This is a genomic window from Mycobacterium sp. UM_Kg27, assembly GCF_000972905.1.
Taxonomy (GTDB): domain Bacteria; phylum Actinomycetota; class Actinomycetes; order Mycobacteriales; family Mycobacteriaceae; genus Mycobacterium.
In genome coordinates this window covers 1-24162 of sequence record NZ_JRMM01000058.1, presented here as the reverse complement: position 1 = coordinate 24162, position 24162 = coordinate 1, and the positions used below count along the sequence as shown (strand labels likewise).

Here is a 24162-nt window from a genome sequence, read left to right as displayed (position 1 = left end):
AGGGCCACGGTCGCTCGCCGTCGGCGCCACCTACGAAGCCACCCTCGCCGACACCAACAACCTGCACCGCCGGGTGATCCTGCTCTGTACCGTCGCGATCGGCGCGGCCGCGCTGCTGGGCTGGCTGCTGACCGCGTTCGCGGTACGACCGCTGCGACGGCTGGCGCAGCAGGCGCGATCGATCGACGCCGGCGATGAACGGCCGGAGATCGAGGTGCGCGGCGCCACCGAGGCGGTGGAGATCGCCGAGGCGATGCGCGGCATGTTGCAACGGATCTGGAAGGAGCGCGACCGCACTCAAGAGGCACTGGCCTCCGCACGGGACTTCGCTGCGGTCTCCTCCCATGAGCTGCGCACCCCGTTGACCGCGATGCGCACCAATCTCGAAGTGCTGACCACCCTGGACCTGCCGGACGACCAGCGCAAGGAGGTGCTGCACGACGTCGTGCGCACCCAGACGCGGATCGAGGCGACGCTGTCGGCTCTGGAGCGGCTGGCGCAGGGCGAACTGTCGACCTCCGACGATCACGTACCGGTGGACATCACCGATCTGCTCGACCGGGCGGCCCACGACGCGATGCGGGTCTTCCCCGATTTGAACGTCTCGCTGGTGCCGTCACCGACCTGCATCATCGTCGGGCTGCCGGCCGGATTACGGCTGGCGGTGGACAACGCGATCGCCAACGCGGTCAAGCACGGCGGTGCGACCGAGGTGCAGCTGTCGGCAGTCACTTCACGCGAAGGCGTGGAGATCGCCATCGACGACAACGGCGGCGGGCTTCCCGAGGAAGAGCGCCGCATTGTTTTCGAGCGGTTCTCGCGTGGGTCGACCGCGTCGCATTCGGGGTCCGGACTCGGGCTGGCGCTGGTGGCACAGCAAGCCGAACTGCACGGCGGCACGGCGACTTTGGAAGACAGTCCGCTGGGCGGAGTGCGCCTGCTGCTGCGGCTCCCGCCGCCGCGCTGAACGCACTGCGCCCGGGTAATCAGCCGTTTGCGGTGGACTTCTGCCCGCCCTGGGAGCTGGTTGCGAGCTCGTTGACGATGTGGGCCGGAGCCCAGGCATCTTCGGCGGCGGCCTGCACGGCGGCCGCTTCGTCCGGCTTCGCCGCGGTCCCGCCCAGCGTCACGGTGTCGCCGGTGATCGCCACCGTGAAATCGCCGATGTCCGCGGCCGCCTCGAACACCGGGGCCGCGCCGGAGAAGTCGACCGGCACCGCTGTCGGCACCACCGCGAGATGGTCGATAACGGTGACCTCATCGCTCAAGGTCAAAACCGCGTCCAACAGCTCTCGTTTTGCCGCCGGATCGGCCACGTCTCCGGCCAGGGTGAATTCGCTGCCGTGACGGATCACCGACACCGGCACCGGTGCTGCCGGCACGGCGGCGGGCTGCGGGTCGGCGGCGGGTTGGTGCGCGCGTTCCAGTAGGCCGTAACCGATCGCAGCGAGCAGCGCCGTTGCCAGCGCCGCCCCGATCAGCCGGGCGCGCACTCAGCGTGTGCCGAGCAGGTCGATCACGAAGACCAGGGTCTTTCCGGCCAGCGGATGGCCGGTTCCATCGGGACCGTAGGCCAGCTCCGGTGGGATCACCAGCTGACGCCGGCCGCCCACCTTCATGCCCGGGATGCCGTCCTGCCACCCGGCGATCAGCCCGTCCAGCGGAAATTCCAGCGATTCCCCGCGGTTCCACGAGCTGTCGAACTCCGCGCCGCTGTCGTAGTCGACGCCGAGGTAGTGCACGTTGACGACCCCGCCGGGGACGGCCGCCGGGCCTTCCCCGACGACGATGTCCTCGATGACCAGCTCGGCGGGTGCCGGTCCGGTCGGAACGGTGATCTGTGGCTTGGCAGGGTCACCCATAGTGGTTACCGTCCGCCGATGCCGACGTAGTCACGCTCGGTGTAGCCCGTGTAGATCTGGCGGGGCCGGCCGATCTTGCTGTCGCCCTCGTCGTGCATCTCGCGCCAGTGCGCGATCCAGCCGGGGAGCCGGCCCAGCGCGAACAGCACCGTGAACATCTGCGCCGGGAAACCGATCGCCCGGTAGATCAGGCCGGTGTAGAAGTCGACGTTCGGGTAGAGCTTGCGCTCCACGAAGTAGTCATCGGTCAGCGCGGCCTCTTCGAGGTCCTTGGCGATGTTGAGCAGTTCGTCGTCACCGCCGAGCTTGCCGAGGATCTTGTCGGCCTGTTCCTTGACGATGCGCGCCCGCGGGTCGTAGTTCTTGTAGACCCGGTGGCCGAAGCCCATCAGCTTGACGCCGTCTTCGCGGTTCTTGACCTTGTGGACGAAGTCGGTGACGTTGCCGTTCTGCTGGTCGCGGATCTGCTCGAGCATCTCCAATACCGCCTGGTTGGCGCCACCGTGCAGCGGGCCCCACAGCGCATTGATGCCGCCGGAGATCGAGGTGAACAGGTTGGCCCGCGAGGAGCCCACCAGCCGCACCGTCGATGTCGAGCAGTTCTGCTCGTGGTCGGCGTGCAAGATGAACAGCATGTCCAGGGCCCGGACCACCTCGGGGTCGGCCTCATAGGGCTCGGCGGGCAGGCCGAAGGTCATCCGCAGGAAATTCTCCACCAGGCTCAGCGAGTTGTCCGGGTACAGGAACGGCTGGCCGGCCGACTTCTTGTAGGCGTAGGCGGCGATAGTGGGCAGCTTGCCCAGCAGCCGGATAGTCGACAGTTCCACCTGGTCGTTGTCCGACGGGTCCAGCGAGTCCTGGTAGTAGGCGCTCAAGGCGTTGACCACGCTCGACAGCACCGGCATCGGGTGAGCGTTACGCGGGAAGCCGTCGAAGAACCGCTTCAGGTCCTCGTGCAGCATGGTGTGCCGCTGAATCCGGCCGGTGAACGCGGCCAGCTGGTCGGAGGTGGGCAGCTCGCCGTAGATCAGCAGGTAGCTGACCTCGATAAAGGTGGACTTCTCGGCCAGCTGCTCGATCGGGTAACCGCGGTAGCGCAGGATGCCTGCGTCACCGTCGATGTAGGTGATGGCGCTCTTGACCGGCGAGGTGTTGGCGTAGCCATTGTCGAACGTGGTGTAGCCGGTCTTGGCGAGCAACGAACCGATGGCGAGAGCGTCGGACCCCTCGGTCGCCTCGACGATCGGCAGTTCTAGCTCGCCGCCCGGATACCGGAGAGTGGCGGTGTCATCGGTTGCGGCCACAAGGAACCCCTTTGCGCTATTCGGCAGACCAGATTGAGCGTGTATAGGAAAAGGTAGTCGGTTCGGGCCCAGCGCGCCCGCCCGGGGCCGAGGTATCCCGTATCGGCGTTACGGTGGCGGCAGCGGGTGCACATCGCCGGGCCGGCGATAGCGCAGGAAGGCGGGCGCTGCCAGGGCCGCAAGCATCACACCCACCACCACCAGCGCCCCGCCACCGGCGGACGCCGCGGCCGTCCCCACCACCGCCCCGGCCGCGCCGTGCACCGCATCGGCGAGCCGCGGACCACCGGCGACGATCACGGTGAACACCCCCTGCAGCCGGCCGCGGATCTCGTCGGAGGCGGCCTGCTGCAGCATCGACGACCGGAACGCCGCCGAGACCATGTCCGCGGCACCACCGACCGCTAGAAACAGCAGCGCCACCCACAGCGCTCGGCCCGCGTGCCCGCCGCCATGCCCGACCGCGAATCCGAAACCGATCATGGCCACTCCCCAGACCACGATCGCGGCCACGACAACCAGGCCCTGACGGGTGATCCGCGGCAGCCACCCCGAGAACACCCCACCGAGCACCGCCCCGGCCGACATCGCCGCGGCCAGCAACGCCATGGTCGTGCCGCCCTCGACCGAGCCACCGAAGTCCGCGCTCGCGATCTGCGGGAACAGCGCCCTGGGCATGCCGAGGATCATCGCGATCAGGTCCACCACGAACGACATCAGCACCACGGTGTTGCCGGCCAGGTAACGGAACCCGTCAAGCACGGCCGTGATCGGCGAAGCTGACGGTCCGGCCCGCTCGATCGGGGGCATGGGCGTCAGCCGAAACGTCGCCCAGACCGGGAAGATGCACGTCGCCGCATCGATCAGATACAGGGTGGACAAATCCACCCAGCCGAGCAGTAGCCCGGCCAGCAGGGGCCCGACGATCGCCCCGAACTGCATGACGGTCATGTTCAGCGAATTGGCGGCGGGCAGGTCCTTGCCGGCCACCAGTCGAGGAATCGCCGCGGACCGGGTCGGGGCATTGACCGCATAGAACCCCTGCTGGACACCCAGCAGTACGAGCACCACCCACACGTTCTCGAGTCCGGCCGCAGCCTGGATCCACAGCAGTAGCGAGGCCCCCGCCAGCCCGCAGGAGGCGATGATCAGCAGCTTGCGGCGGTCCATGGCATCGGCCCAGGCGCCGCCGAGCAAACCGAAGACGACCAGCGGCACCAGGGCGAACAGTCCCGACAGCCCGACGTAGGCCGAGCTGCGGGTCAGCGCATAGAGCTGTACCGGCACCGCGAAGATGGTCAGGTTCGCCCCGATGACGGTCGGGATTCCGGCCACCCACAACCGCCGAAAGTCGGGGCTGCGCAACGGGGTGGTATCGGCGAAGATCCTCACCGCGGCGGCACCGGACTCACGGCTGGAGTCGCTCCACCCGCCCGTCGGTCACCCGAATCCGGTTGTGCAGCCGGCCTTCCCGGCCCTGCCAGAACTCCACCACCTCCGGGGCGATCCGGTAGCCGCGCCAGTTCGGCGGCGCTGGGATCGCCTCGGCGCCGGAGAACTGTTCCGTCACGGCGTCCAGCTGCGCCAGCAGTGCGGCTCGCGACGCGATCGGCTGCGACTGCTGCGATGCGCAGAAACCCAGCTGCGACGCCCGCGGTCGGTGCACCCAGTACTCGGCGCTGACCGACTCGTCGAGCTGGGTGACCCGTCCGCGAATGTGGACTTGGCGGCCCAACTGGTACCAGGGAAAAGTGGCCGATGCGTACGGTGTCGACGCCAGCTCGGCAGCCTTGGCGGAGTCGGAGTCGGTGAAAAACGTCACACCGTTCTCGTCGAGGTTCTTGCACAGCACCGAGCGACTGACCGGACGGCCGGCTTCGACCGTCGCCAGCACCATGGCGTTGGGTTCGGAGATCCCTGCGCGCTCGGCGTCGCCGATCCAGTTGCGCAGCAGAACCTCCCAGCCCTCCTCGAGCCAGTCCGCGTCAAGGTCACCGCTGTTGTCCTTCTCCTGATATTCCACTCGCATCGCCGCCAGGTGCTCGTTGTCGGGGCCGGTCCTGTGCACCGCACAACGCTACGCCCCGCCGCAGACCAGCCGTCGTTACCGGCCGGTAGCAACGGCTGGGCGCCGGGGTGGAAGAATCCAGGGCATGACTGCTGCGGTCCCGGAGAACTTTGTCGCCGGCCTGGAAGGCACCGTTGCCTTCACCACTGAAATCGCCGAACCGGACAAGGACGGCGGCGCGCTGCGCTACCGCGGCGTGGACATCGAGGACCTGGCCGGCAAGGTCGGCTTCGGCGATGTGTGGGCCCTGTTGGTCGACGGCGACTTCAACCGCCCGCTGGCGCCCGCCGAGCCGCTGGAACTGCCGATTCGCACCGGTGACGTCCGGGTCGACGCCCAGGCCGGGGTGGCGATGCTGGCGCCGCAGTGGGGTTTTGAGCCGTTGCTGGACACCGACGACGCCACCGCCCGCGATCAGCTGGCCCGCGCGTCGGTGATGGTGCTGTCCTATGTCGCGCAGTCGGCCCGGGGCCAGGAGCTCGCGGTGTCGCAGCAGACGATCGACGGGTGCGCCACCATCACCGAGCGGTTCATGACCCGCTGGCGCGGCGAGCCCGACCCGCGGCACACCGAGGCGATCGACGCCTACTGGGTGTCGGCGGCCGAGCACGGCATGAACGCCTCGACGTTCACCGCCCGGGTGATCGCTTCCACCGGCGCCGACGTCGGCGCCGCGCTGTCCGGAGCGATCGGCGCGATGAGTGGCCCGCTGCACGGCGGCGCCCCGGCGCGGGTGATCCCGATGATCGCCGAGGCGGAGCGCACCGGTGACGCGCGCGCGGTGGTCAAGGGCATCCTGGACCGGCGCGAGAAGCTGATGGGCTTCGGACACCGGGTGTACCGCGCCGAAGACCCGCGCGCCCGAGTGCTGCGGGCCACCGCCAAGCGTCTGTCGGCCCCGCGTTTTGAGGTGGCAGCGGCACTGGAGCAGGCGGCGCTGGACGAGCTTCGGGAGCGTCGCCCCGACCGGGCCATCGAGACCAACGTGGAGTTCTGGGCGGCGGTGATCCTGGACTTCGCCGAGGTTCCCCCGGCGATGATGCCGGCGATGTTCACCTGTGGCCGTACCGCGGGCTGGTGCGCCCACATCATGGAGCAGAAGCGGCTGGGCAAGCTGGTGCGCCCGTCGGCGATCTACGTCGGTCCGGGGCCGCGCAGCGCGGAATCCGTTGCGGGCTGGGAGCACGTCACCAAGAGCTGACGGGCGGTTCAGCGCCGCCGCAGCGCACCGAGCAGGTTCTGCAACAGGGGCAGATCCGAGTGGTCCTTGACTTCGTCGAGCATGTCCGGCACCCGGGTGAACTTCACCCGCGGGCGGTCTTGGGCTTCGCCGCGGGCGATTTCGGCGTCGTTGATGGCCTTCCAGCCGGCCGCGTCGATGACGTCGGGCTGGTGGGCGTGCACCATCCGGGCGACTGCCCGCGGTCCGGCGATCGGCTCCGTCAGCAGGCCTGCGTTGTAGTCGGCGGCCAGCGTCTGGATGGTCTTGAGCGAGTCGGACTTGTTGGAGCCGATAAACCCGTTGGTACCGCGCTTGATCCAGCCCGAGACGTACGCTCCCGGAACTCGCTCCCCGGTCGACGGGTCGATGACGCGGCCGCCCTCGTTCGGGACGACGCCGGCAGCGTCGTCGAACGGCAGGTCGGCGATGGGCGTTCCGTGGTAGCCGATCGAAGTCAACACCAAGCCGGCGTCGATGCGTCGCACCTGATCGGTTCCGGTGAGCGTGAACTCCACTGCGCTGCAACGGTCATCGCCGAGAACCCGGGCCGGGGTCAACTCGTAGGCGAATCGAATCCGGGGACGGGCGATCGGCGCCGAGGCATCGCCCAGCTTGCTCAATATCTCCAGTTTCTGCCGGGTCAAGGTGTCCTGAACGGTTGCCAGGTCCTCGCGCACCCGGGCATGGTCCTCGGCGTCGAGTACCACCTCAGCGGTCTGCGTCAGCCCCACCAACTCGGGCAGGGTGAACGCGGAGGAGGCCGGGCCGCGCCGGGCGACGATCACCACTTCGGAAACAGCCGAGTCCCGCAGCGCTGCCAGCGCGTAGTCGGCGATGTCGGTGCGGGCCAGCCGGTCGGGGTCGGCGGTGAGGACGCGTGCCACATCGAGAGCGACGTTGCCATTGCCTACGATCACCACCCGCTCGCAGCTGAGATCGACCGGTAGATCAGCGAATTCGGGATGTCCGTTGCACCAGCCGACGACCTCGGTTGCGGTGCCCGTTCCGGGCAGATCCATCCCGTCGATCTCGAGTCGCCGGTCGTGCAGGGCACCCGAGGCGTACAGCACGGCGTGGTGGTGCTGCAGCAGGTCCGCGTGGCCCAGGTGCTTGCCCACTTCGACGTTGAGGAAGAACTGGAATCCGCGGCGCGCGGAGATCTGGTCGAACAACCGGGTGGCCAGCTTGGTGCGCTGGTGATCCGGGGCGACGCCGGCCCGCACCAACCCGTACGGGGTGGGCAGCTTTTCGAAAACGTTCACCAGCACGCCCTGCTGGGTCAGCAGTTCGTCGGCCGCGTACATGGCCGCCGGGCCGGAGCCGACGATAGCCACGGTCAGCGGATATTTGCCGCGTTGATGCAGCTCGGCGGCCGGCAGGATGGGCGCCAGCTTGGAGGTCGGCGGGAGCTTCACCCCTTCAGGCCGTTCCGGGTAGAACGACCTGTTGATCTCCACGAACGGCAACTGTTCGGTCATCACCTTGGTGTGCGGGACGATCGCGTCGACCGGGCAGGCCCGCACGCAGGCTCCGCAGTCCACACACGCATCCGGGTCGATGTAGAGCATCTCCGACGTGGCGAACGCGGGCTCGTCCGGCGTGGGGTGGATGCAGTTGACCGGGCAGGCGAACACACACGACGCGTCGTTACAACACGCCTGGGTAATTACGTGCGGCATGACCTGTGGGTGTCGCTACGCGACCGAGGCGGCAACGGGCGTCAGATGCGCACGCTGCGGCTGGCTGCGGAACCGGGACGGCGCGCCGTGGATCCGGCAGATCCGCCACACCAACTTGGCGATCGGGTTCATCAGGCCGGTGTCGTGGCAGAGCATCCGGACATCGCCGAACATGTCCTGCAACATCTGTCGAGCCTCGGCCGACCGGAAGAAGATGTCCTTGCGGACCTCACGCGGAATGTCGAACTCGGTCCAGAACGCCTTGGGCGGCACCACGATCGCCGAGCACAGGATCCGCATCACGATCGGAACGTACAGCGAGAGCCAGAACCGCTTGCGACGGGGCAGGTTCGGAATGCGCTTATGCAGGTATTCGTGCGCGAAGGAGATGTGCCGCGCCTCCTCGGCCACGTGAATGGCCATCACCCGTTCCATGATCGGGTGCAGGGTTTTGCCTTCGCGCAGGATGGCCTTCTGAATGTGGTCGATGGGCTCCTCGCCGGCGAGGATGCCGAACCAGAACGGGATCGGCAGCGGTCCGGCGACCAGCGGGATGAACGGCTGCACCCACTTGAGCAACCGCGGCATACCCGGCACGTCCGCGCCGATGTGGTTCACCATCTCCTGGAACATCATGGTGTGGTTGCACTCTTCCACCGCCTCGTGCAGGCAGTAGCGGTACTCGGGCGAGCCGTTGGGCACCCAGAACGCGTATTCCATCAAGCCGCGGATCAGGATGGACTCGAAGTGCAGCCCGACTTTGGCGACGTTGGCCTGGCGCCACATGCCGATCTTGATCTGGACGTCCTTCGGCTGGGCCTGGTACCACCAGTGCCGGCCGATCGGGTCGGTACCGGGCAGGATCCAGCGCGGGTCGTTTTCGGTGACCTTGAACTCGGGCGTGTCCCAGTCGATGTCGGTATACGGATTGAAGTTCCGTCGCACCGACCCTTCCGACAACGTGTTGAGGATCTCGACGTAGTTCGCGTCGTCGGTCACTTCCATGTTGGCTCGCCACCGGCGCACGATTCGGGTTCGAGCGGCTTTCTGAGCCATCGGGGACACCTCCACCAGTCGTTTACATTTGCTAGGCGTATGTACAACGGTACCGCAGGTACTGGGTACCCGTCCAGACTCCGAATCAACACTGTGGGCGTGACAGGCGTCGAGCACTTTGGGTGATCTACATCACAATAAACCTGCCCTGCGAGGCAGCGCCGCCCGCTGTCTACGCTAGAGCCCATGGCTGAGCAGCTCACGATCCCGGACAACATCAAGCCCGCTGACGGACGGTTCGGCTGCGGGCCGTCGAAAGTCCGCCCTGAGCAGTTGAACGCGCTGGTCACCACCGCGGCGCCACTGTTCGGCACCTCCCACCGTCAGGCGCCGGTCAAAGACTTGGTCGGCCGCGTCCGCTCCGGGTTGCGCGAACTGTTCTCGGTGCCGGACGGCTACGAAGTGGTCCTGGGCAACGGCGGGTCGACGGCTTTCTGGGACGCTGCGGCGTTCGGTCTGGTCGACAAGCGCTCACTGCACCTGACCTACGGCGAGTTCAGCGCGAAGTTCGCCTCGGCGGTGGCCAAGAACCCGTTCGTCGGCGACCCGATCGTCATCAAGGCCGACGCGGGCAGCGCCCCCGAGCCGCAGTCCGACCCGTCGGTCGACGTGATCGCCTGGGCGCACAACGAGACCTCGACCGGAGTGGCGGTGCCGGTGCGCCGGCCCAGCGGTTCCGGGGATGCCCTGGTCGTCATCGACGCGACCTCGGGGGCCGGCGGCCTGCCGGTCGACATCACCGAGGTCGATGCGTACTACTTCGCGCCGCAGAAGAACTTCGCCTCCGACGGCGGGCTGTGGCTCTCCATCATGAGCCCGGCCGCGCTGGCCCGCATCGAGACCATTGCCGCATCCGGCCGGTGGGTGCCGGAGTTCCTGTCCTTGCCGATCGCGGTGGACAACAGCACCAAGAACCAGACCTACAACACCCCGGCGATCGCCACCCTGGCGCTGTTGGCCGAACAGCTGGACTGGATGCTGGGCAACGGCGGACTGGACTGGGCGGTCAAGCGCACCGCGGACTCGTCGCAGCGGCTGTACTCGTGGGCCGAGGAGCGGTCCTTCACCACCCCGTTCGTCGCCGACCCGGCGTTGCGCTCGCAGGTCGTGGGCACCATCGACTTCGTCGACGAGGTGGATGCGGCCGCGGTGGCCAAGGTGCTCCGGGCCAACGGCATCGTCGACACCGAGCCCTATCGCAAGCTGGGCCGCAACCAGTTGCGGGTCGCGATGTTCCCGGCGGTGGAGCCCGACGACGTGAGCGCCCTGACCCAATGCGTGGACTGGGTGGTCGAACGCCTCTGAGCGAGGCTCTGAGCGCCTGTAATCAGATCGTTATAACGCCCGCGTGTCACGACGGGTGGGGTCGTTCACTGGACTAGAGTCCGCACGTAACCGGGCGTTCGCAAGGAGAAGTCATGCGGGAACTGAGGGCCATCGGCCTCGACGTCGACGGCAAGCACATCATCTGCGAGAGCGCCGGAGACGGCGAAGACCACACCGAGATGTTCCGGGTCCGTATCGATGACCGGTTGCGCGGCGCGGTCCGTGGGGAGGGACACCGGGTCGGACAGCATCCGGCCGATGCGGGCAGCAGCATGCTGCGTCCCAAAGACATCCAGGCGCGCATCCGTGCCGGGGCGTCGGTCGAGCAGGTGGCCGCCGCGGCCGGCGTGGACGTCGCCCGCGTGGAACGCTTCGCCCACCCGGTGCTGCTGGAGCGATCCCGTGCCGCGGAGCTCGCGACCGCTGCGCACCCGGTGCTGGCCGACGGCCCGGCAGTGCCGACCCTGCTGGAGGTCGTCACCTCCGCACTGGTGTCGCGGGGTTTGAGCTCCGACAGCAGCAACTGGGACGCGTGGCGCAACGACGACGGGCGCTGGACGGTGCAGCTGGCGTGGAAGGCTGGCCGCTCGGACAACGTCGCGCACTTCCTATTCAGTCCGGGTGCGCACGGCGGGACGGTGACCGCGGTCGATGACGCCGCCATGGAATTGATCGACCCGGGCTTCGGCCGCCCGCTGCGGCCGGTGGCCGCAGTGGCCGAGTTGGACTTCGAGACTCCGGCCGCCCCCGCGGTGGTCGAAGAGGAGCCGGTGCAGCAGCGGACGGGGACTCGCGCCCGCCGCAGCAAGCCCGAGGTCCCGGGCTGGGAGGACGTCCTGCTCGGGGTGCGCTCGACCGGTCAGCGCTGACCAGCCAGCGCCAGCAGCACCAGCCACGCGCCCGCTACGCCGATTCCGGCGCCCAAGGCCAACCATCGCAGCACGGGTGTGCGCCGCCAGCCCCACACCGTGGGCGCCAGCCCGCCCACCGCAATCAGATTGAGCGCCACCGCCAGCGCCGGGTGGACCCGCAGCAGGCCCAGGCTCAACACGGCGGTCGCGGTGCCGGTCACCGCCGCAACGAACCCCGCCACAGTCAGACCCGTCCCCCACGGCGTACTGGGGGCGGGCGTCATTCCGGCAGCCTAATGCGCTCGTAGAACGCCAGCGCGGCGGCGGTGGCGACGTTGAGCGAGTCGGTGCCCCGCGACATCGGGATGCGGACCCGGATGTCGCTGGCGCGCATCGCCCGCTCCGACAGGCCCGGACCCTCCGCACCGACCAGCACCGCGATCGGTTCGTCGCGCACCTTTGTCATCGCGCTCGACAACAGCTCCGCCCGCGGGTCCGGAGTCATCGCCAGCAGCCGGAAACCCTGCTCGCGCAGCATCGTCAGATCCCCGGGCCAGTCCGCCGAACGGGCGAACGGCACCAGCAGGGCATGCCCCATCGAGACCCGCACCGAGCGCCGGTAGAGCGGGTCGGCGCAGCCGCTGCCGAACACCACCGCGTCCACACCCAGCCCGGCACCGTTGCGGAAGATCGAACCGAGGTTCTCGTGGTCGTTGACGCCTTCGAGCACCGCGATCGTCCTGGCCCCGGCGACCAGATCACCCACCGACGGCTCCGACACCCGCGAGGCGGCGGCCAACACACCGCGGTTGAGGTGAAAGCCCACCACCTCGGCCATCACCTCGGCGGACACCCGGTAATACGGGACGTCCGGGGCATCAGGTGCGGTCAGGTCGAGCGCCAACTCGGTCAGCCGCCGATCGGTGCCCAGCAGCGCCCGTGGGATGAACCGCGATGCCAGCATCCGCTGCACCACCAGCACCCCTTCGGCGATCACCAGCCCCTTGCCGGTGGGCAGGTCCGGGCGACGATCGATGCTGTTCAGATCGCGGAAGTCATCCAGCCGGGAATCGCCGGGGTCGTCGATATCGACAACATCGACGCGCCTGGCCACTGCGGGAACTTTACCGGCGAGGCGCTAACGTCAACGGCGATGACCCCTCAGCACTCCCCGGAGCCCTCCCTTCAGCCGCCACCGCTGCCGACCGCGCTGCTGCGGGTCTGGCCCGTGATCGGCGCCGGCGCCGCCGGCTTCTGCTTGGCAACCCTCGCCGCGTTCACGGTGCCGGCGCTGGAAGGGTGGCGGCCGGTGAGCCTGGCGGGCCTGGCGACGGGCATGGTGGGCACCTCGGTCTTTCTGTGGCAGCGCGCGGCAGCACGACGCGGCGCGCGGGGCGCCCAAACCGGACTGGAACACGAATAGAGTTACGAACCGACAATTCGAGGAGGAATGCCATGGCAGCCCCGCTGTTGACGGCACAGGTCGACATCAATGCCCCGGTGGCCAAGGTCTGGGCACTGATCTCGGACTTCCGGCGGATGCCCGAGTGGAGCCCGCAGTGCCGGTGGATGAAGCCGCTCGGCGTGGTGCGCCCGGGCACCCGCACGATCAACTTCAACCGACGCGGACGGATGTACTGGCCCACCAGCTCTGTGATCACCGAGTACATCCCGGAGCGCAAGCTGTCCTTCCGCGTCACCGAGAACCACAGTGTGTGGAGCTACGAGCTCGAGCCGACCGCCACCGGCACGCGGGTCGTCGAGAGTCGGCACGTCGAGAACGGCAACACCACAGCGGTCTCCGCGTTTTTGGTGGGCAAGTTCATGGGCGGGACGCCGACCTTCGAACGCGAGCTGGTCGAGGGTATGAACGCTTCACTGAGCAAGATCAAGGCCGCCGCGGAGAACGCCTGACGCCCCCGTGGCGGCAGAGTAACGTCCCCTGAAACGGGCAGGATACTGGGAGGAATCCATGGAAGCCGTGAAATCCGCAGTGCGACTGCCGAGCATCGCCATCGCGGCGACGGCCCTGGTGGCCGCCGGCCTGACCCCGGTGGCCGCGGCACCCGAAATCAGCACTCGCACCGTGGCCGCGGTGTCGGCCGAGGTGACGCTGGCCGCCAACACGGTCGTCGACAGTTTCGAAGCCCTCGCCGGGCTCGCGCCTGTCGACATGTCCAGCCTTGCTGAGGAACTCAACGTCCCGGGCGATCTCGACCTGTCCGAAGTCCTGCCCGGCGCGGCCTATGCGTTGGACGTGCCCGGCGCTGCCGACGCGTTCGACATCGTCGGCCTGTTCAACGCGGAAGTGGCGGCCGCCGTAGGACTGTTCAACCGCTTTATCAGCCTGCCGTTCACGTTGTACAACGACTTCACGAACTTGTTCACCAGCCTGATCAACCTCGACTTCGGGATGGCCTTCAGTCAGGCGGCCACCATCCCGCTGGACATCTTCAACTACGTGGTCGGCCTACCGGGAGCGGTGCTCAACACCGCCTTCAACATGCTCTTCGTGCTCCCGGGCGAGTACCTGTTCAACTTCGGTTAGGACGTCTCCGGCTCGCCCGGTTCCTCGGATTCCCCTGGGGCGCCGAGGATGTCGGCAGACGCTTCGATAACAGTCTCTGCTGCGTCAGCTTCGGCGTCGGCTCCGGTTTCGACCGGTTCCGGCGCCGCTGCTATGTCGGCGGGACTCTCGGCCGCTGCTTCGACGACGGCCTCAGCCGGCTCGGTCACGTCGGCAGCCGCCTCGGTCACGTCGGCAGTCGCCTCGGTCACGTCTTCAGCCGGCTCGGTCACGTCGGCAGCCGCCTCGGTCACGTCTTCAGCCGCATCGGTCACCTCGTCAACCGGTTCGCTCACCTCGTCAACCGGTTCGGCGGCCGGGACCGTCGTGAAACCGACGATCTCCAGCACACCGTCGTCGTAGGGCTCGTATACCGGGGAACCGGTGCCCGGAGGGGCCGGGGTGTCACTGTGCGCGCCGCAGCCGTACCGGTTGTCGACCACGTGTCCGTCGGCGGACATTTCGTTACCGCAGACGCCGAACACCGTGCCCAGCTCGCCGGCGAGCGGCAAATAGAAACCACAGTCACGACAGACCCGTTTAGTGGACCGCGCCATCGCCGAATCCGGACCGTGCTCGCCGTCGTGCCAGCGCTGCGCCGCCTCGGCGCGGCCCACCGGACTCATCAGCCAGCGCCGGCCCAGGCCGATCTCGCCGGCCACCTCGTCGAGCTGGGGGTCGCCACTCGAGGTGTAACCGGGCACCAGCCGCGGATCGTCGGCGGGCGGCGCCAGCAGATCCCCCGGCCCCAGGTCGCCGGGACGCACCCGCTGGTCCCAGGGCACCCACTCCGGGGCCAGCAGGGCCGTGGGGCCGGGCACCAGCACAACCTCGCTGACCGTGGGCACCGTGGCGCCCGGGACCGCCGCGACGACGACAGCCCACTGCCAGCCCTGATAACCGGGCAGCACCGCACCGAACCGGTGCGTGGCGGCAGTCGGGTCTTCGTAATCGACCCCCAGGTGCTCGCCGACCGTGTCGGCGCCGCTGAACTCGGCGACGGCCGAGCGGGCGTGCTCGACTGCCTCGGCCAGCACCGTGGGCACGGCGATGGTCGCAGTGGCTGATTCTGCGCTGGGTCCGGTCACGCGGGTCCCTTCCGTTCAATGACGTCCCTATACTGCCGCAGCGCGGCTCCATCAGCCACATGCAGGCACGATCATGGCCTACGCGGTCGTGCGGCGGACATAGGGAAGAATCGCGGATGTGTCTGCACGGCGTCGTGATCTCCCCGAACCGGGCCGGCGAAGCCGTCCGTCACCGGTCTCCGGCCGAGGTGCGCGCAACGGTTCGGCCGGACAGCACCCCGGCATGGCCAACTACCCCAGTAACAACGCCGGTGACCAGCGGCAGCGCAAGCCCATGCCCAGCGAGAACCGGTACCTGCCCCCGCTGCGCGAACACACCGGCACGCCTCGTCGCCCCGAGACTCCAAGTGGTTCGAGCGCCGGCGATCGCGTCACGGTCACCCGAGCGGCCGCGGCGCGCAGTCGCGAAATGGGCTCGCGGATGTACGGGCTGGTACAACGGGCCGCCACCGCCGACGGCGCCGACAAATCTGGACTGACCGCACTGACCTGGCCCGTGGTGGCGAACTTCGCGGTGGACGCGGCGATGGCCGTCGCACTGGCCAACACCTTGTTCTTCGCGGCGGCCGCCGGCGAGAGCAAGGGCCGGGTGGCGCTGTATCTGCTGGTGACTATCGCGCCGTTCGCGGTGGTCGCGCCGCTGATCGGTCCTGCCCTGGATCGCGTCCAGCATGGCCGGCGCGCCGCGCTGGCCATGTCGTTCGCACTGCGAACCCTGTTGGCCCTGGTGCTGATCGCCAACTACGACGGTGTCGCGGGCACCTTCGGCTCCTGGGTGCTCTATCCGTGCGCCCTGGCGATGATGGTGCTGTCGAAATCGTTCACGGTGTTGCGCAGCGCCGTCACGCCACGGGTCATGCCGCCGTCGATCGACCTGGTGCGGGTCAATTCCCGACTGACAATGTTCGGTCTACTCGGCGGCACGATCGTCGGGGGCGGCGTAGCCGCGGCAGCCGAGTACATCTTCACCCGGCTGCTAGAGCTACCGGGGGCATTGTTGGTGCTCGTGGCGGTCTCGGTGGCCGGAGCAGTCCTGTCGATGCGGATCCCGCGATGGGTGGAAGTGACCGCCGGCGAAGTCCCCACCACCTTGAGATACCGCTTCGACGAACGGCCCCGAAGCTGGCCCGAACAGGTCCGGCGGGCCGGCGGGGCGCTGAGCCAGCCGCTGCGGCAACCGCTGGGCCGCAACATCATCGCCGCGCTGTGGGGCAACTGCACCATCAAGGCGATGGTCGGGTTCTTGTTCTTGTACCCGGCGTTCGTGGCCAAGCAGCACAACGCCGGCGGTTGGGTACAGCTGGGCATTCTCGGGTTGATCGGAGCGGCCGCCGGCCTGGGCAACTTCGCCGGAAACTTCACCAGCGCTCGACTGCAACTGGGACGCCCCGCGGTGCTGGTGGTGCGGTGCACCATGGCGGTGACGGCTGTCGCGCTGGCCGCAGCGGTGGCCGGGACCCTGGCGATGGCGGCGATCGCCGCGTTGGTGACGTCGGGGGCCAGTGCGATCTCGAAGGCGTCGTTGGACGCAGCGCTGCAGGACGACCTGCCCGAAGAGTCCCGGGCATCGGCATTCGGCCGCACCGAGTCCACTCTGCAACTGGCCTGGGTGTCGGGTGGTGCACTGGGCGTGTTGGTATATACCGACTTGTGGGTGGGCTTCACCGCGATCACCGCTCTGCTGATCCCGGGTCTGGCCCAGACCATCCTGTCGTTCCACGGCGACTCGTTGATTCCCGGGCTGGGGGGCAACCGGCCGGTGCTGATCGAGCAGGACGGCGCCCGCCTCGACCCGGCTAGACAGGGGTGATGTAGGAGTGAAACGCTCGACGGCCGTGCTGGTGGCCGCGTTGACGGTGGTGACCGCGGCGCTGGCCGGATTCGGCACCTGGTGGTTCACCCGGTCCGAGGAGCCGCTGCCGCCGCAGATCAGCGCGTACTCCAACGGCCATCTCACCCGCACTGGGCCGTACATGTACTGCAACGTGCTCAACCTCGATGAGTGCCTGCTGACCGAAGCGCAAGGCACGTTGGCGGTCGACTCGCGTCATCCGGTGCAGCTGTCGGTGGACGAGACCATCGGGCGAGCGCCGTGGCAACTATGGCGGCTCTACGACAACCCGGCCGACACCACTAAAGAGACATATCCGGCAGGCAGCACCCTGGCGGTCACCGTCCACACCGTGGATCCGCAGCGCGGTCTGCTGCGCGGGCTGGTGGTGCAGCTGCCCACCCTGGTCGTCGACGCCAGAACCGGCGAGCTGTTCACGGCATCGCACGCCGAGTGGGCGGTGGGAACACGCTGGAATAGTCAGACAAGCGCCGACTGAGCTCCGTGGCCAGCCGGCACCTGCTCGCCGTCCGGCACCGGCCCCGGCGGGGTTCCATCCCCGAATGGCCTGCCGCCCAGCGCTTCTCGGCCATGCGGCGACAACCAATTCGCCAGGTCCGGCCCGTCGGGGACGATCTTCGTCGGATTGATGTCGGCATGCACCATGTAGTAGTGCTGGTACTGGTAGCCACTCCGAAGTAGTTTTGGGGTTGGCCTGGCTCTAGTGGAGGGGTGCAATATGTCCGATGAGTTAGACCCTAGCGACGTGATCTCTATCGAGGCTGCCGCCGTAGAGGCAGGTGTGGATCTAGCGACGTTCTTATCGTGGATGTGCGACGCCGGAACCATCCTGGTTATCCCCGGCAGTGAGGATGTGCGGTGTGGTCGCAAGGTGGTCCGAGGGGTTGCCTATCACGTTCCGTCGTGTGATTGCCGGTTTATCCCGAGCCCTCACCCAGACATCGTGGGTCCGCTGTGAGTATAGGATTGCAGCTCACCCCCGATATCACCGGAGATGAGGAACTGGTACTCGCCTCTGCACTCCGGTTGCGGATGAATGAGCTTTCAGCGCTTCGGGCTGCCGCGGAACGCGGGGTTGCCCGCGGCGAAGATTTCTTCCTTCCCAGCGCAGCTAGACATGAGGCTAGCCTGGCTGTGATGGACGGGCTGCTGGCGAAGCTGCCTAGTTGGTACCGGGCGGTGGTCCAGCTGTGAGGAAACTGTTGATTGCCGGCGGTACGGCCCTGTTCACGGCTGCACTGTCCACACCTGCGGCTATTGCCGACCCGATCCCTGCCTATTGTCACGATGCCCGGTTGTGTGGCGATGACTTCGGCTCTACATTCTTTTGCCCCGACACCGGCAGATGGGTCGGGCCGTTCGCCGCGTGCGACGCTTTGGTAACTGGCGGTTACAGACCCGGTGGCCAGAGACCTAACCAGAGTAGCTGGGACGTGGACGATGGCTAACGGCAGTCTATGACGTTTGTCACACTCAGGGCTAGATTCCCACCTTTTTGCGAAAAGTTACACCCATATACCATGGGAGGGGTAAGGAAATAACATGACCGTTTCACTCTGGCTTGAGGAAGTTCGAGACAACTTCGATGGGGATGATCCGCATATCGCAGTTGCCGAGGCGATCGCGGTAGGCGACTGGTCGGGTGACTTGTTTTTGATGACCGGGCTAGTTCAGCTCGGCCTGCTCACCTGTACGTACGTGGGTGGCGACAACTCTGACGCCGTGGGAACGTTTCAGTTCCGCATCCCCGAGCGGTTCCTAACCTAACGTGATCTCCATCACACATTAAGGTACTTTCGGGGGTAAACGTAAAAATACTCACGCATATACCATGGGAGGGGTAAGCCGCTAGGCCCATCCCCGACCAGTGACTTCGGTCACAATATAGGGCGGTTTCCAACTTTTGGTTAAAAGTGCGACCCATATACCATGGGAGGGGTAAAGAGCTACGCGCTCATACCTTCATAGATTTCAACACCGCAGTTTTGGCGAACTCCGGCGGTGTTGTGGGTAGAGGTTAGTAGGGTTGACTCTGCCTTGTTGGCCTGCGGCGGTCCCTAGACTCCCGCCGTAGGTTCAATTTTTTAAACTCACCAAGCCGTTAGTAACGGGCGTCAGTGGCGTCCACAGTTCAACCGATCCGTCAGCGGCGGATCACGCAAGGAAAATAATGGCTCACCCTCGATGCGCGCGGCACGATGTAACCGCCCGTCGCAACGGTCAGTGTTTGGCCTGCGCCCGCGAGCGGCAGCGTCGGTTTCGTCAGAGACGAAACGAAGCCTACGCGTTGGTTCAGGCAATGCAGAAAACTCTTAGCGCGGCTTAGCCCGCTAATTCAAACGTAGAGCAACGTAATTAGCTCTGCGGTATGTCCTATCCAAAAGGTTAGGAAAATCCCCCTAGATTGATTCTAGGGCTGTTTATGGCGCTCCGGTGGTGCCGTGGGAGGTAGAAAAATGGCAGTTGATCTAAATGAGCTAGACCCTGAGACGATTATCTACATCGCTCAGTTGCGCAGGGAGTCCGCAAGATTCCGAGTGGAGCGGAACGCGGCCCGCGACGAACTCGCGGCGGTAATCGCCGAGCGCGATGAGGCGAGGGTTATCGGGCTTAGCCTGGTGGAGCAGATCGAAGCATTGCAGGCAAAATGAGCCGGCCTTTGCAGGTGGTGGAAAACGCTGTACCCATCTGCCTAGAGTGTGGCGAGCTGCAATGCGATTGCGCCGAGCTGATACAGCGCGGCGTTGATCCTGAGGATACGCGGGGCTTTAACCCTGTTCGGTGGTCGCAGGCGATCCAAGCCGAGCGACCTATCCGTCTCGACCCTCGGTCTGGCGCTTTGTGGTCATACTCCGGTGGTGTTTGGTCTGAGGATCGCAACGTTGTGACCGATATTCTGCCGATGAAGATGGGTAAGACTTACCGCCGCAATAAGCACCTGAGCACCGTTACCGACCGTCTCCGCGCTGAGTTGAAACACGACGAGCGGTTTATCTATCCAGATCGGCCAGATGACCGTTATGTGTCCATCTCATCTGGCCTATTCGACTTCACCAACGGCGAGGTTGTTCCGCACGATCCCGACCGGCTGACCACGTATCAATTAGGTGTTGATCCGACGTTCATGGCGGAGACACCGGAGTTTGATCAGTTTTTGGCCGATGTTCTCCACCCTGGCGATATTGATCGGGTGCTCGACATCTTGGCCTATCTCCTGCGGCCCGGTAACCCCTTGCAGCGAGCGGTGATGTTTACCGGTACAGGTAGGAACGGTAAGAGCGTGCTGCTCAATCTCATCGAGGCAATCGCTGGTCGGCAGAGTATGGCAGCGGTTCCCTTGCAGCGGTTGAGTACCCGGTTTGCCGCTGCACGCCTCTATGGCAAGGCTGTAAATCTGGTCGGTGAAATTGACGGCGGGCATTTAGATAGTACCGGTGCTTTTAAACAGATGACCGGCGGCGATCTGGTGGAAATGGACGTGAAACACGCGCAGGCTTTTGCTGCCCACGTCTGGGCGGTGCCGGTTTTCTCGGCTAATCAGATTCCGACATCCTCAGATACATCCGAGGGTTATTTGCGACGGTGGGAAATCATCGAGTTCCCCAACACGTTTGACGGCTCTGACACCACCATCGAGGCTCGGCTGTTCGCAGAGCGCGCCGCCATCGCAGGCAAGCTGCTGCGCCGTGCCGCCGCCACCGGTTTCACTATCCGACGCTCGACACCGGGTGATGCTGCAAGGGAGGCATTCGCCACTCGCTCCGATCCTGTCCGGGCATGGCTGGCCGATGGGGAGATGCTGCCGGTGGGTTTCACACCACGTACGCGTACGTACGACTGTTACAAATTGTGGATCGAAGACGGCAACGGAAAACAGGCGCTAACCCGGAACAAGTTCTATGAGCGGGTAACTGCCGTGCTAGGTCCAGCAAAGACTGTGCGCGGTGAGCGTGGATGGGAGTTTCCCGACCCTCCTGCTTGAAAGTTGCACCCTACGGGCCGAAAGTTGCACCCTAATCGGTGAAAGTTGCACCCTAAGTTGCACCCTATTTCGGGTGCCTAAAGCCTGCTGACCTTGGGCTTTGCGTTTCCAGGGTGCAAAAGGTGCAACTTTTTAGAAAAAGTCTCTTATATGTAGGGCTTGTAGCCCGCGTCAGCGCCTATGCCCTCTAGCAAACTTTTTCAGCCTGCGCGAAGCGCACCTATCCCCCGAGTCGAGCTTGACGAGCGAGGGCACTAGCCACCCTCCCCCGAGCACCGCGAGGGGATCTCACCAACCTTTTGAATGGAGTCTATAGATGAACTACATATCTGATCTGATTGACAGTCTTGAATCCGGCTTCGGTCGCCGCGTCGAGTGGGAGGTTTCCCACGACGACATCGAACTACCCAAACCGATGACCGTGTTGGACGTTCTCGCCGGTTTCAACAACTCGTATGTCGAGGTGTTGTGATGGCGCACAACGACAGCACGGCACCGTGGGCTAAATCCCGCGATGAGCGTTTCGCAGAGTTTGTAAAGCGCACCGAGAACTTAAACGCCGCCATCGAGGCGGACGGTGATGAGCCTTGGCATAAAGGTGACTTGCAGGCTCGCCGTGAATTGTGGGACCGGCGTTTCCGCCGTCCCGAACCTACTAAAGGCTTGTCTATTCCGAGTATCCAGGGGTCGAATTGAGTACCGAAACTATTCCATCTGATGTTATTACACCCGAAGATGGTGAAAACCCGTCAGAATTGAATCTAGACACCAATACGGACGTTTCCCCCGGTGAGCCGAGGCCCAATCGTGAGGCTCGCTACCGGGTTGAGCGGAATGAGGCTCAAGCGATGGTTCGGGAACTTCAGCGCCGCGATGCCGAGCGGCTCGCCGCGAAGGGGTTGAGCGAGCCGGCTGACCTGTTCACCCTCGGCGGCATCGAGCTCGATGACCTGCTTGACGAGTCGGGGTTTGTCGACCCCGACAAGGTGTCTGCGGTTGTCTCTGACATTCTCGGTTCACGTCCGGGGCTGAAGCTGGTGGATACGGCTGTTGACCGTTCGCAGGGTTACGGCGCACCTGGTGGTGCCGCTAGTCCGACATGGGGGTCACTGCTTAAAGATCGCCCGGCGGCCTCCTAGCCGCCTTTAGTTTTCCGCTGGACCCCGGTCTGTGGCCGGGTCTGGCCTGCGCCAGCGGCGCACCTCCGGTTCTGTCTGCGGCAGGACCAACCAATTCATCGAAGCCATCCGGCTAGACCGGGTGGCTTTTTCGTTTGCCTGGGCTATGCCCTGGCCTATCTCTACAGGAGATCACTTTGAGCACTACACGTGCTGATCTGGCAGCCGCTTGGTTGCCCGAGGATTACGGCGACCTCGTTAATCTCGCTGTTCAGGCTAAGTCGATCGCCGCTAACGCGGCTACGTTTTTGGCGACCAACCGGGCGAAACTGAGTGTCCCGGTGTGGAAATCCGACCCCGGTACCGGCTGGTATTCCGAACTCGACGTTATCGCCGAAGCTGATGGCGAGGCTGATGAGGTCACGGTTATCCCGACCAAAACCGCCGGCCTCACCCTGGTAGGTAATGAGTCGGTCGGTGACACCGATCCGGCTATCGCTGACCGTATCGGGCAGGCACTTGCCAATCAGATCGCCAGGTCTGTCGACCAGGCATTCTTTGCCAATACCACCGCTAAGGGTCCGAACGGACTGTTGTCGCTGAGCTATTCGGTGGTTGGTACTGGTGGTTCGTTGACCAACCTGGACGCTTTTGTCAGCGCCCGCTACAAGGCGCTGGCGCACGGCTCCACGCTTACCGCGTGGGTGGTCTCGCCGGAAACCGCTGAGACGCTGAGCAAGTTGAAGATTGCCACCGGCAGCAACCAACCGCTCTTGACTTTTGTTGACGACGGCATTCAGGTTTGTGGTCTGCCGGTGTTGGTCTCTGATCAGGTGGACTCTGGCACGGTCGCGTGGGGTATCCCTCGGGATCACGTGCTGTTCGTTCAGCGCACCGGCACGGCTGTTGAGCAGTTCCACAACGTCGCTCAGGATGGCCGGTGGATTCGGGCTACCTCCCGGATCGGTTTTGCGTTCGTCAACGAGCCTGGCGTGGTTCGTATCGTCAACGGCCCGATCACTTACACGCTGAGTTTCGGTGGCGCAACCGGCGGCAACGCCACGGTGGGCCTTAATGGTCTCGGCCCGTCTGTGACTATCGCCCACAACGCCAACGCGGCAGCGGTCAAGTCGGCAATCGTCGGTATTGACGACGGCATCGTGGCCGATGACGTGACCGTTACCGGCTCTGCTGGTGAGTTCACCGTCTCAGTTCCGGGTGTGTTGACCGTGGATGGTTCCGCGTTGACCGGTGGGACCGGTGCGTCGGTGACCCTCGCCTAGATTCCCAATCTGGTACGGGCAGGTGGGGCCGCTAACCCACCTGCCTGGCTAGGGGGAGGTTCCCTAATTGGCTTACGCAAAGACAGCCGATGTCGCTGCGCGACTAGGCAGACCGTTGACGGCGGACGAAACCGCCCAAGCTGCAATCCTGCTCGATGATGCTGAGCTGGAAATCCGGCAGCGTATCCCCGACCTCGGCGAGAGGGTCACCAACGGTGACCTAGATGAGTCGCTGGTGGTCCGGGTGGAGTCCACCGCTGTAAAGCGGGTGATCCAAAACCCAGAGGGCTACACCTCGGAGACCGACGGTGACTACACCTACCAGCTCAACTACGAGCTGGCGTCGGGAGAACTTCAGATCACTACCCGCGAGTGGGGCTTGTTGGGTGTGGGGTCTGCGCTGTTCTCCATCCATCTCAAAGTGCCCACCCCGTTTGAGCGGTTCCGGTCCGATCCTCGGTTCGCTTTTCCGCTGTGACATAGGAGGTTTCGACGTGTCTCTACTAGATCGCGGTGGTCAATACGAACCGGTGACGGTCTATCCCGAAGCGCTCACCACCGACATCGACGGCAACCCGAAGACATTGCCGTCCACCGTTGGTATCCCTACCACCGCAAGATTCCAGGTGATGAACCAGACGGGCACGTCAGCTCGTAGGGCCGAACAGTCCGATACCGGTTTTGAATCTGAGGAGGTCTACTCGATGCGGTTTCCCCGTTCGTTCGACCGCGCTCATGGGTTGCTCGGTCTTCAATCTCAAGTGGATTGGAACGGTGATCGCTGGTCTGTGTTCGGGTATGGCAACCGGTTCAACGGTGAGCCGTCCCGGTAAGTCCGGGGACTGATTTCCTTGAATCACCCCGCCTTCGGTGGGGTGTGCCTGTGATCGTAGTGAAGCGCTTCG

Annotated in this window: 28 protein-coding genes and 1 pseudogene; 18 read left to right on the top strand and 11 right to left on the bottom strand. The window is 65.5% G+C overall.

Features of this window, described 5'->3' with window-relative positions; genetic code table 11:
- The coding region (locus LI94_RS11215; RefSeq protein ID WP_046301223.1) for a HAMP domain-containing sensor histidine kinase at positions 1–967 on the top strand (967 nt) is incomplete at its 5' end.
- A 19-nt stretch (positions 968–986) separates the two neighbouring features.
- On the opposite strand, the gene LI94_RS11210 is transcribed toward LI94_RS11215, so the two are convergent.
- The 5 genes from LI94_RS11210 to pdxH form a co-directional block, all read right to left on the bottom strand.
- Positions 987–1493: a BON domain-containing protein gene (locus LI94_RS11210; RefSeq protein WP_024443991.1), complete on the bottom strand. Its 507-nt coding sequence runs from the start codon at positions 1491–1493 to the stop codon at positions 987–989.
- Positions 1494–1862, bottom strand: coding sequence for an FKBP-type peptidyl-prolyl cis-trans isomerase (locus LI94_RS11205; RefSeq protein WP_024443990.1), 369 nt, complete (start codon positions 1860–1862; stop codon positions 1494–1496). It abuts the gene before it with no gap.
- A gap of 5 nt (positions 1863–1867) precedes the next feature.
- Positions 1868–3166, bottom strand: a complete 1299-nt coding sequence (locus LI94_RS11200; RefSeq protein WP_024443989.1) for a citrate synthase — start codon at positions 3164–3166, stop codon at positions 1868–1870.
- Between the two features lie 108 nt (positions 3167–3274).
- Positions 3275–4558 carry an MFS transporter gene (locus tag LI94_RS11195; protein ID WP_046301222.1) on the bottom strand — a complete coding sequence of 428 codons (1284 nt, stop codon included), beginning with the start codon at positions 4556–4558 and terminating at the stop codon, positions 3275–3277.
- Between the two features lie 16 nt (positions 4559–4574).
- Complete coding sequence (gene pdxH, locus LI94_RS11190) at positions 4575–5195, bottom strand: pyridoxamine 5'-phosphate oxidase (protein WP_046301228.1); 621 nt, start codon at positions 5193–5195, stop codon at positions 4575–4577.
- Between the two features lie 124 nt (positions 5196–5319).
- Between pdxH and LI94_RS11185 the strand changes: the two genes are divergently transcribed.
- The gene (locus LI94_RS11185) at positions 5320–6435 is read left to right on the top strand and encodes a citrate synthase 2 (RefSeq protein WP_024443986.1); all 1116 of its coding nucleotides are present in this window, start codon (positions 5320–5322) and stop codon (positions 6433–6435) included.
- Between the two features lie 8 nt (positions 6436–6443).
- On the opposite strand, the gene LI94_RS11180 is transcribed toward LI94_RS11185, so the two are convergent.
- Positions 6444–8135, bottom strand: coding sequence for an FAD-dependent oxidoreductase (locus LI94_RS11180; protein ID WP_046301221.1), 1692 nt, complete (start codon positions 8133–8135; stop codon positions 6444–6446).
- 15 nt (positions 8136–8150) lie between these two features.
- Positions 8151–9191 carry a diiron oxygenase gene (locus LI94_RS11175; protein WP_024443984.1) on the bottom strand — a complete coding sequence of 347 codons (1041 nt, stop codon included), beginning with the start codon at positions 9189–9191 and terminating at the stop codon, positions 8151–8153.
- Positions 9192–9377: 186 nt separating this feature from the next.
- Between LI94_RS11175 and serC the strand changes: the two genes are divergently transcribed.
- A complete protein-coding gene (gene serC / locus LI94_RS11170) occupies positions 9378–10496 on the top strand; it encodes a phosphoserine transaminase (protein ID WP_024443983.1) in 1119 nt (372 codons plus the stop codon).
- 113 nt (positions 10497–10609) lie between these two features.
- The gene (sepH, locus tag LI94_RS11165) at positions 10610–11386 is read left to right on the top strand and encodes a septation protein SepH (protein ID WP_024443982.1); all 777 of its coding nucleotides are present in this window, start codon (positions 10610–10612) and stop codon (positions 11384–11386) included.
- On the opposite strand, the gene LI94_RS11160 is transcribed toward sepH, so the two are convergent.
- Together LI94_RS11160 and LI94_RS11155 are read right to left on the bottom strand one after the other, a co-directional pair.
- On the bottom strand, positions 11377–11652 hold the full coding sequence (locus LI94_RS11160) for a DUF2537 domain-containing protein (RefSeq protein ID WP_024443981.1): 276 nt from the start codon (positions 11650–11652) through the stop codon (positions 11377–11379). The two genes, sepH and LI94_RS11160, sit on opposite strands and share 10 nt — an antisense overlap.
- The gene (locus LI94_RS11155; protein ID WP_024443980.1) at positions 11649–12482 is read right to left on the bottom strand and encodes an RNA methyltransferase; all 834 of its coding nucleotides are present in this window, start codon (positions 12480–12482) and stop codon (positions 11649–11651) included. Before LI94_RS11155 ends, LI94_RS11160 begins: the two co-directional genes overlap by 4 nt.
- A gap of 39 nt (positions 12483–12521) precedes the next feature.
- Between LI94_RS11155 and LI94_RS11150 the strand changes: the two genes are divergently transcribed.
- The 3 genes from LI94_RS11150 to LI94_RS11140 are packed head-to-tail and all read left to right on the top strand — an operon-like array spanning position 12522 to position 13916.
- Positions 12522–12791 carry a DUF2530 domain-containing protein gene (locus LI94_RS11150; protein WP_024443979.1) on the top strand — a complete coding sequence of 90 codons (270 nt, stop codon included), beginning with the start codon at positions 12522–12524 and terminating at the stop codon, positions 12789–12791.
- A gap of 32 nt (positions 12792–12823) precedes the next feature.
- Positions 12824–13282 (top strand): SRPBCC family protein, encoded by a 459-nt coding sequence (locus LI94_RS11145; protein WP_046301220.1) that lies wholly within the window; start codon positions 12824–12826, stop codon positions 13280–13282.
- A gap of 58 nt (positions 13283–13340) precedes the next feature.
- Complete coding sequence (locus LI94_RS11140) at positions 13341–13916, top strand: hypothetical protein (RefSeq protein ID WP_046301219.1); 576 nt, start codon at positions 13341–13343, stop codon at positions 13914–13916.
- On the opposite strand, the gene LI94_RS11135 is transcribed toward LI94_RS11140, so the two are convergent.
- Positions 13913–15022: a DUF3027 domain-containing protein gene (locus tag LI94_RS11135; RefSeq protein WP_152664806.1), complete on the bottom strand. Its 1110-nt coding sequence runs from the start codon at positions 15020–15022 to the stop codon at positions 13913–13915. The two genes, LI94_RS11140 and LI94_RS11135, sit on opposite strands and share 4 nt — an antisense overlap.
- 223 nt (positions 15023–15245) lie before the next feature.
- Between LI94_RS11135 and LI94_RS11130 the strand changes: the two genes are divergently transcribed.
- Together LI94_RS11130 and LI94_RS11125 are read left to right on the top strand one after the other, a co-directional pair.
- Positions 15246–16832, top strand: coding sequence for an MFS transporter (locus tag LI94_RS11130; protein WP_036458817.1), 1587 nt, complete (start codon positions 15246–15248; stop codon positions 16830–16832).
- A gap of 7 nt (positions 16833–16839) precedes the next feature.
- Positions 16840–17352 carry a DUF2771 domain-containing protein gene (locus LI94_RS11125; RefSeq protein ID WP_024443974.1) on the top strand — a complete coding sequence of 171 codons (513 nt, stop codon included), beginning with the start codon at positions 16840–16842 and terminating at the stop codon, positions 17350–17352.
- Here LI94_RS11125 and LI94_RS24480 read toward each other — a convergent pair.
- Positions 17334–17531: pseudogene (locus LI94_RS24480) on the bottom strand (glutathione S-transferase family protein); the annotation flags it as partial. The gene LI94_RS11125 and the pseudogene LI94_RS24480 sit on opposite strands and share 19 nt — an antisense overlap.
- Positions 17532–18416: 885 nt before the next feature.
- On the opposite strand from LI94_RS24480, the gene LI94_RS11115 reads away from it, so the two are divergent.
- The 9 genes from LI94_RS11115 (at position 18417) to LI94_RS11080 (ending at position 24090) form a co-directional block, all read left to right on the top strand.
- On the top strand, positions 18417–18641 hold the full coding sequence (locus LI94_RS11115) for a hypothetical protein (RefSeq protein ID WP_046301216.1): 225 nt from the start codon (positions 18417–18419) through the stop codon (positions 18639–18641).
- A gap of 689 nt (positions 18642–19330) precedes the next feature.
- Positions 19331–19525, top strand: a complete 195-nt coding sequence (locus tag LI94_RS11110; protein WP_046301215.1) for a hypothetical protein — start codon at positions 19331–19333, stop codon at positions 19523–19525.
- The gene (locus LI94_RS11105) at positions 19522–20856 is read left to right on the top strand and encodes a phage/plasmid primase, P4 family (RefSeq protein WP_082105725.1); all 1335 of its coding nucleotides are present in this window, start codon (positions 19522–19524) and stop codon (positions 20854–20856) included. Before LI94_RS11110 ends, LI94_RS11105 begins: the two co-directional genes overlap by 4 nt.
- A gap of 316 nt (positions 20857–21172) precedes the next feature.
- Entirely contained in the window at positions 21173–21328 is a 156-nt protein-coding gene (locus LI94_RS23780; RefSeq protein WP_192830955.1) for a hypothetical protein, read from the top strand.
- A complete protein-coding gene (locus tag LI94_RS23150) occupies positions 21328–21552 on the top strand; it encodes a hypothetical protein (protein WP_131810702.1) in 225 nt (74 codons plus the stop codon). The genes LI94_RS23780 and LI94_RS23150 overlap by 1 nt, the downstream gene beginning before the upstream one ends.
- A complete protein-coding gene (locus LI94_RS11100; protein ID WP_152664804.1) occupies positions 21549–21995 on the top strand; it encodes a hypothetical protein in 447 nt (148 codons plus the stop codon). The genes LI94_RS23150 and LI94_RS11100 overlap by 4 nt, the downstream gene beginning before the upstream one ends.
- A gap of 176 nt (positions 21996–22171) precedes the next feature.
- A complete protein-coding gene (locus LI94_RS11095; RefSeq protein ID WP_239651203.1) occupies positions 22172–23257 on the top strand; it encodes a phage major capsid protein in 1086 nt (361 codons plus the stop codon).
- A gap of 115 nt (positions 23258–23372) precedes the next feature.
- Positions 23373–23735 (top strand): Gp19/Gp15/Gp42 family protein, encoded by a 363-nt coding sequence (locus LI94_RS11085; RefSeq protein WP_052739918.1) that lies wholly within the window; start codon positions 23373–23375, stop codon positions 23733–23735.
- Between the two features lie 52 nt (positions 23736–23787).
- Positions 23788–24090 (top strand): hypothetical protein, encoded by a 303-nt coding sequence (locus LI94_RS11080; RefSeq protein ID WP_239651202.1) that lies wholly within the window; start codon positions 23788–23790, stop codon positions 24088–24090.
- Positions 24091–24162 lie beyond the last annotated feature (72 nt).

Bases quoted from the DNA above. Each gene is read 5' to 3' on its own strand.
- LI94_RS11160 (WP_024443981.1), bottom strand. From the start codon at position 11,652: ATGACGCCCGCCCCCAGTACGCCGTGGGGGACGGGTCTGACTGTGGCG.
- LI94_RS11145 (WP_046301220.1), top strand. From the start codon at position 12,824: ATGGCAGCCCCGCTGTTGACGGCACAGGTCGACATCAATGCCCCGGTG.
- pdxH (WP_046301228.1), bottom strand. From the start codon at position 5,195: ATGCGAGTGGAATATCAGGAGAAGGACAACAGCGGTGACCTTGACGCG.
- LI94_RS11110 (WP_046301215.1), top strand. From the start codon at position 19,331: ATGGCAGTTGATCTAAATGAGCTAGACCCTGAGACGATTATCTACATC.
- LI94_RS11150 (WP_024443979.1), top strand. From the start codon at position 12,522: ATGACCCCTCAGCACTCCCCGGAGCCCTCCCTTCAGCCGCCACCGCTG.
- LI94_RS11115 (WP_046301216.1), top strand. From the start codon at position 18,417: ATGACCGTTTCACTCTGGCTTGAGGAAGTTCGAGACAACTTCGATGGG.
- LI94_RS23150 (WP_131810702.1), top strand. From the start codon at position 21,328: ATGGCGCACAACGACAGCACGGCACCGTGGGCTAAATCCCGCGATGAG.
- LI94_RS11105 (WP_082105725.1), top strand. From the start codon at position 19,522: ATGAGCCGGCCTTTGCAGGTGGTGGAAAACGCTGTACCCATCTGCCTA.
- LI94_RS11130 (WP_036458817.1), top strand. From the start codon at position 15,246: ATGGCCAACTACCCCAGTAACAACGCCGGTGACCAGCGGCAGCGCAAG.
- LI94_RS11205 (WP_024443990.1), bottom strand. From the start codon at position 1,862: ATGGGTGACCCTGCCAAGCCACAGATCACCGTTCCGACCGGACCGGCA.
- LI94_RS11180 (WP_046301221.1), bottom strand. From the start codon at position 8,135: ATGCCGCACGTAATTACCCAGGCGTGTTGTAACGACGCGTCGTGTGTG.
- sepH (WP_024443982.1), top strand. From the start codon at position 10,610: ATGCGGGAACTGAGGGCCATCGGCCTCGACGTCGACGGCAAGCACATC.
- LI94_RS11140 (WP_046301219.1), top strand. From the start codon at position 13,341: ATGGAAGCCGTGAAATCCGCAGTGCGACTGCCGAGCATCGCCATCGCG.
- LI94_RS11185 (WP_024443986.1), top strand. From the start codon at position 5,320: ATGACTGCTGCGGTCCCGGAGAACTTTGTCGCCGGCCTGGAAGGCACC.
- LI94_RS23780 (WP_192830955.1), top strand. From the start codon at position 21,173: ATGAACTACATATCTGATCTGATTGACAGTCTTGAATCCGGCTTCGGT.
- serC (WP_024443983.1), top strand. From the start codon at position 9,378: ATGGCTGAGCAGCTCACGATCCCGGACAACATCAAGCCCGCTGACGGA.
- LI94_RS11175 (WP_024443984.1), bottom strand. From the start codon at position 9,191: ATGGCTCAGAAAGCCGCTCGAACCCGAATCGTGCGCCGGTGGCGAGCC.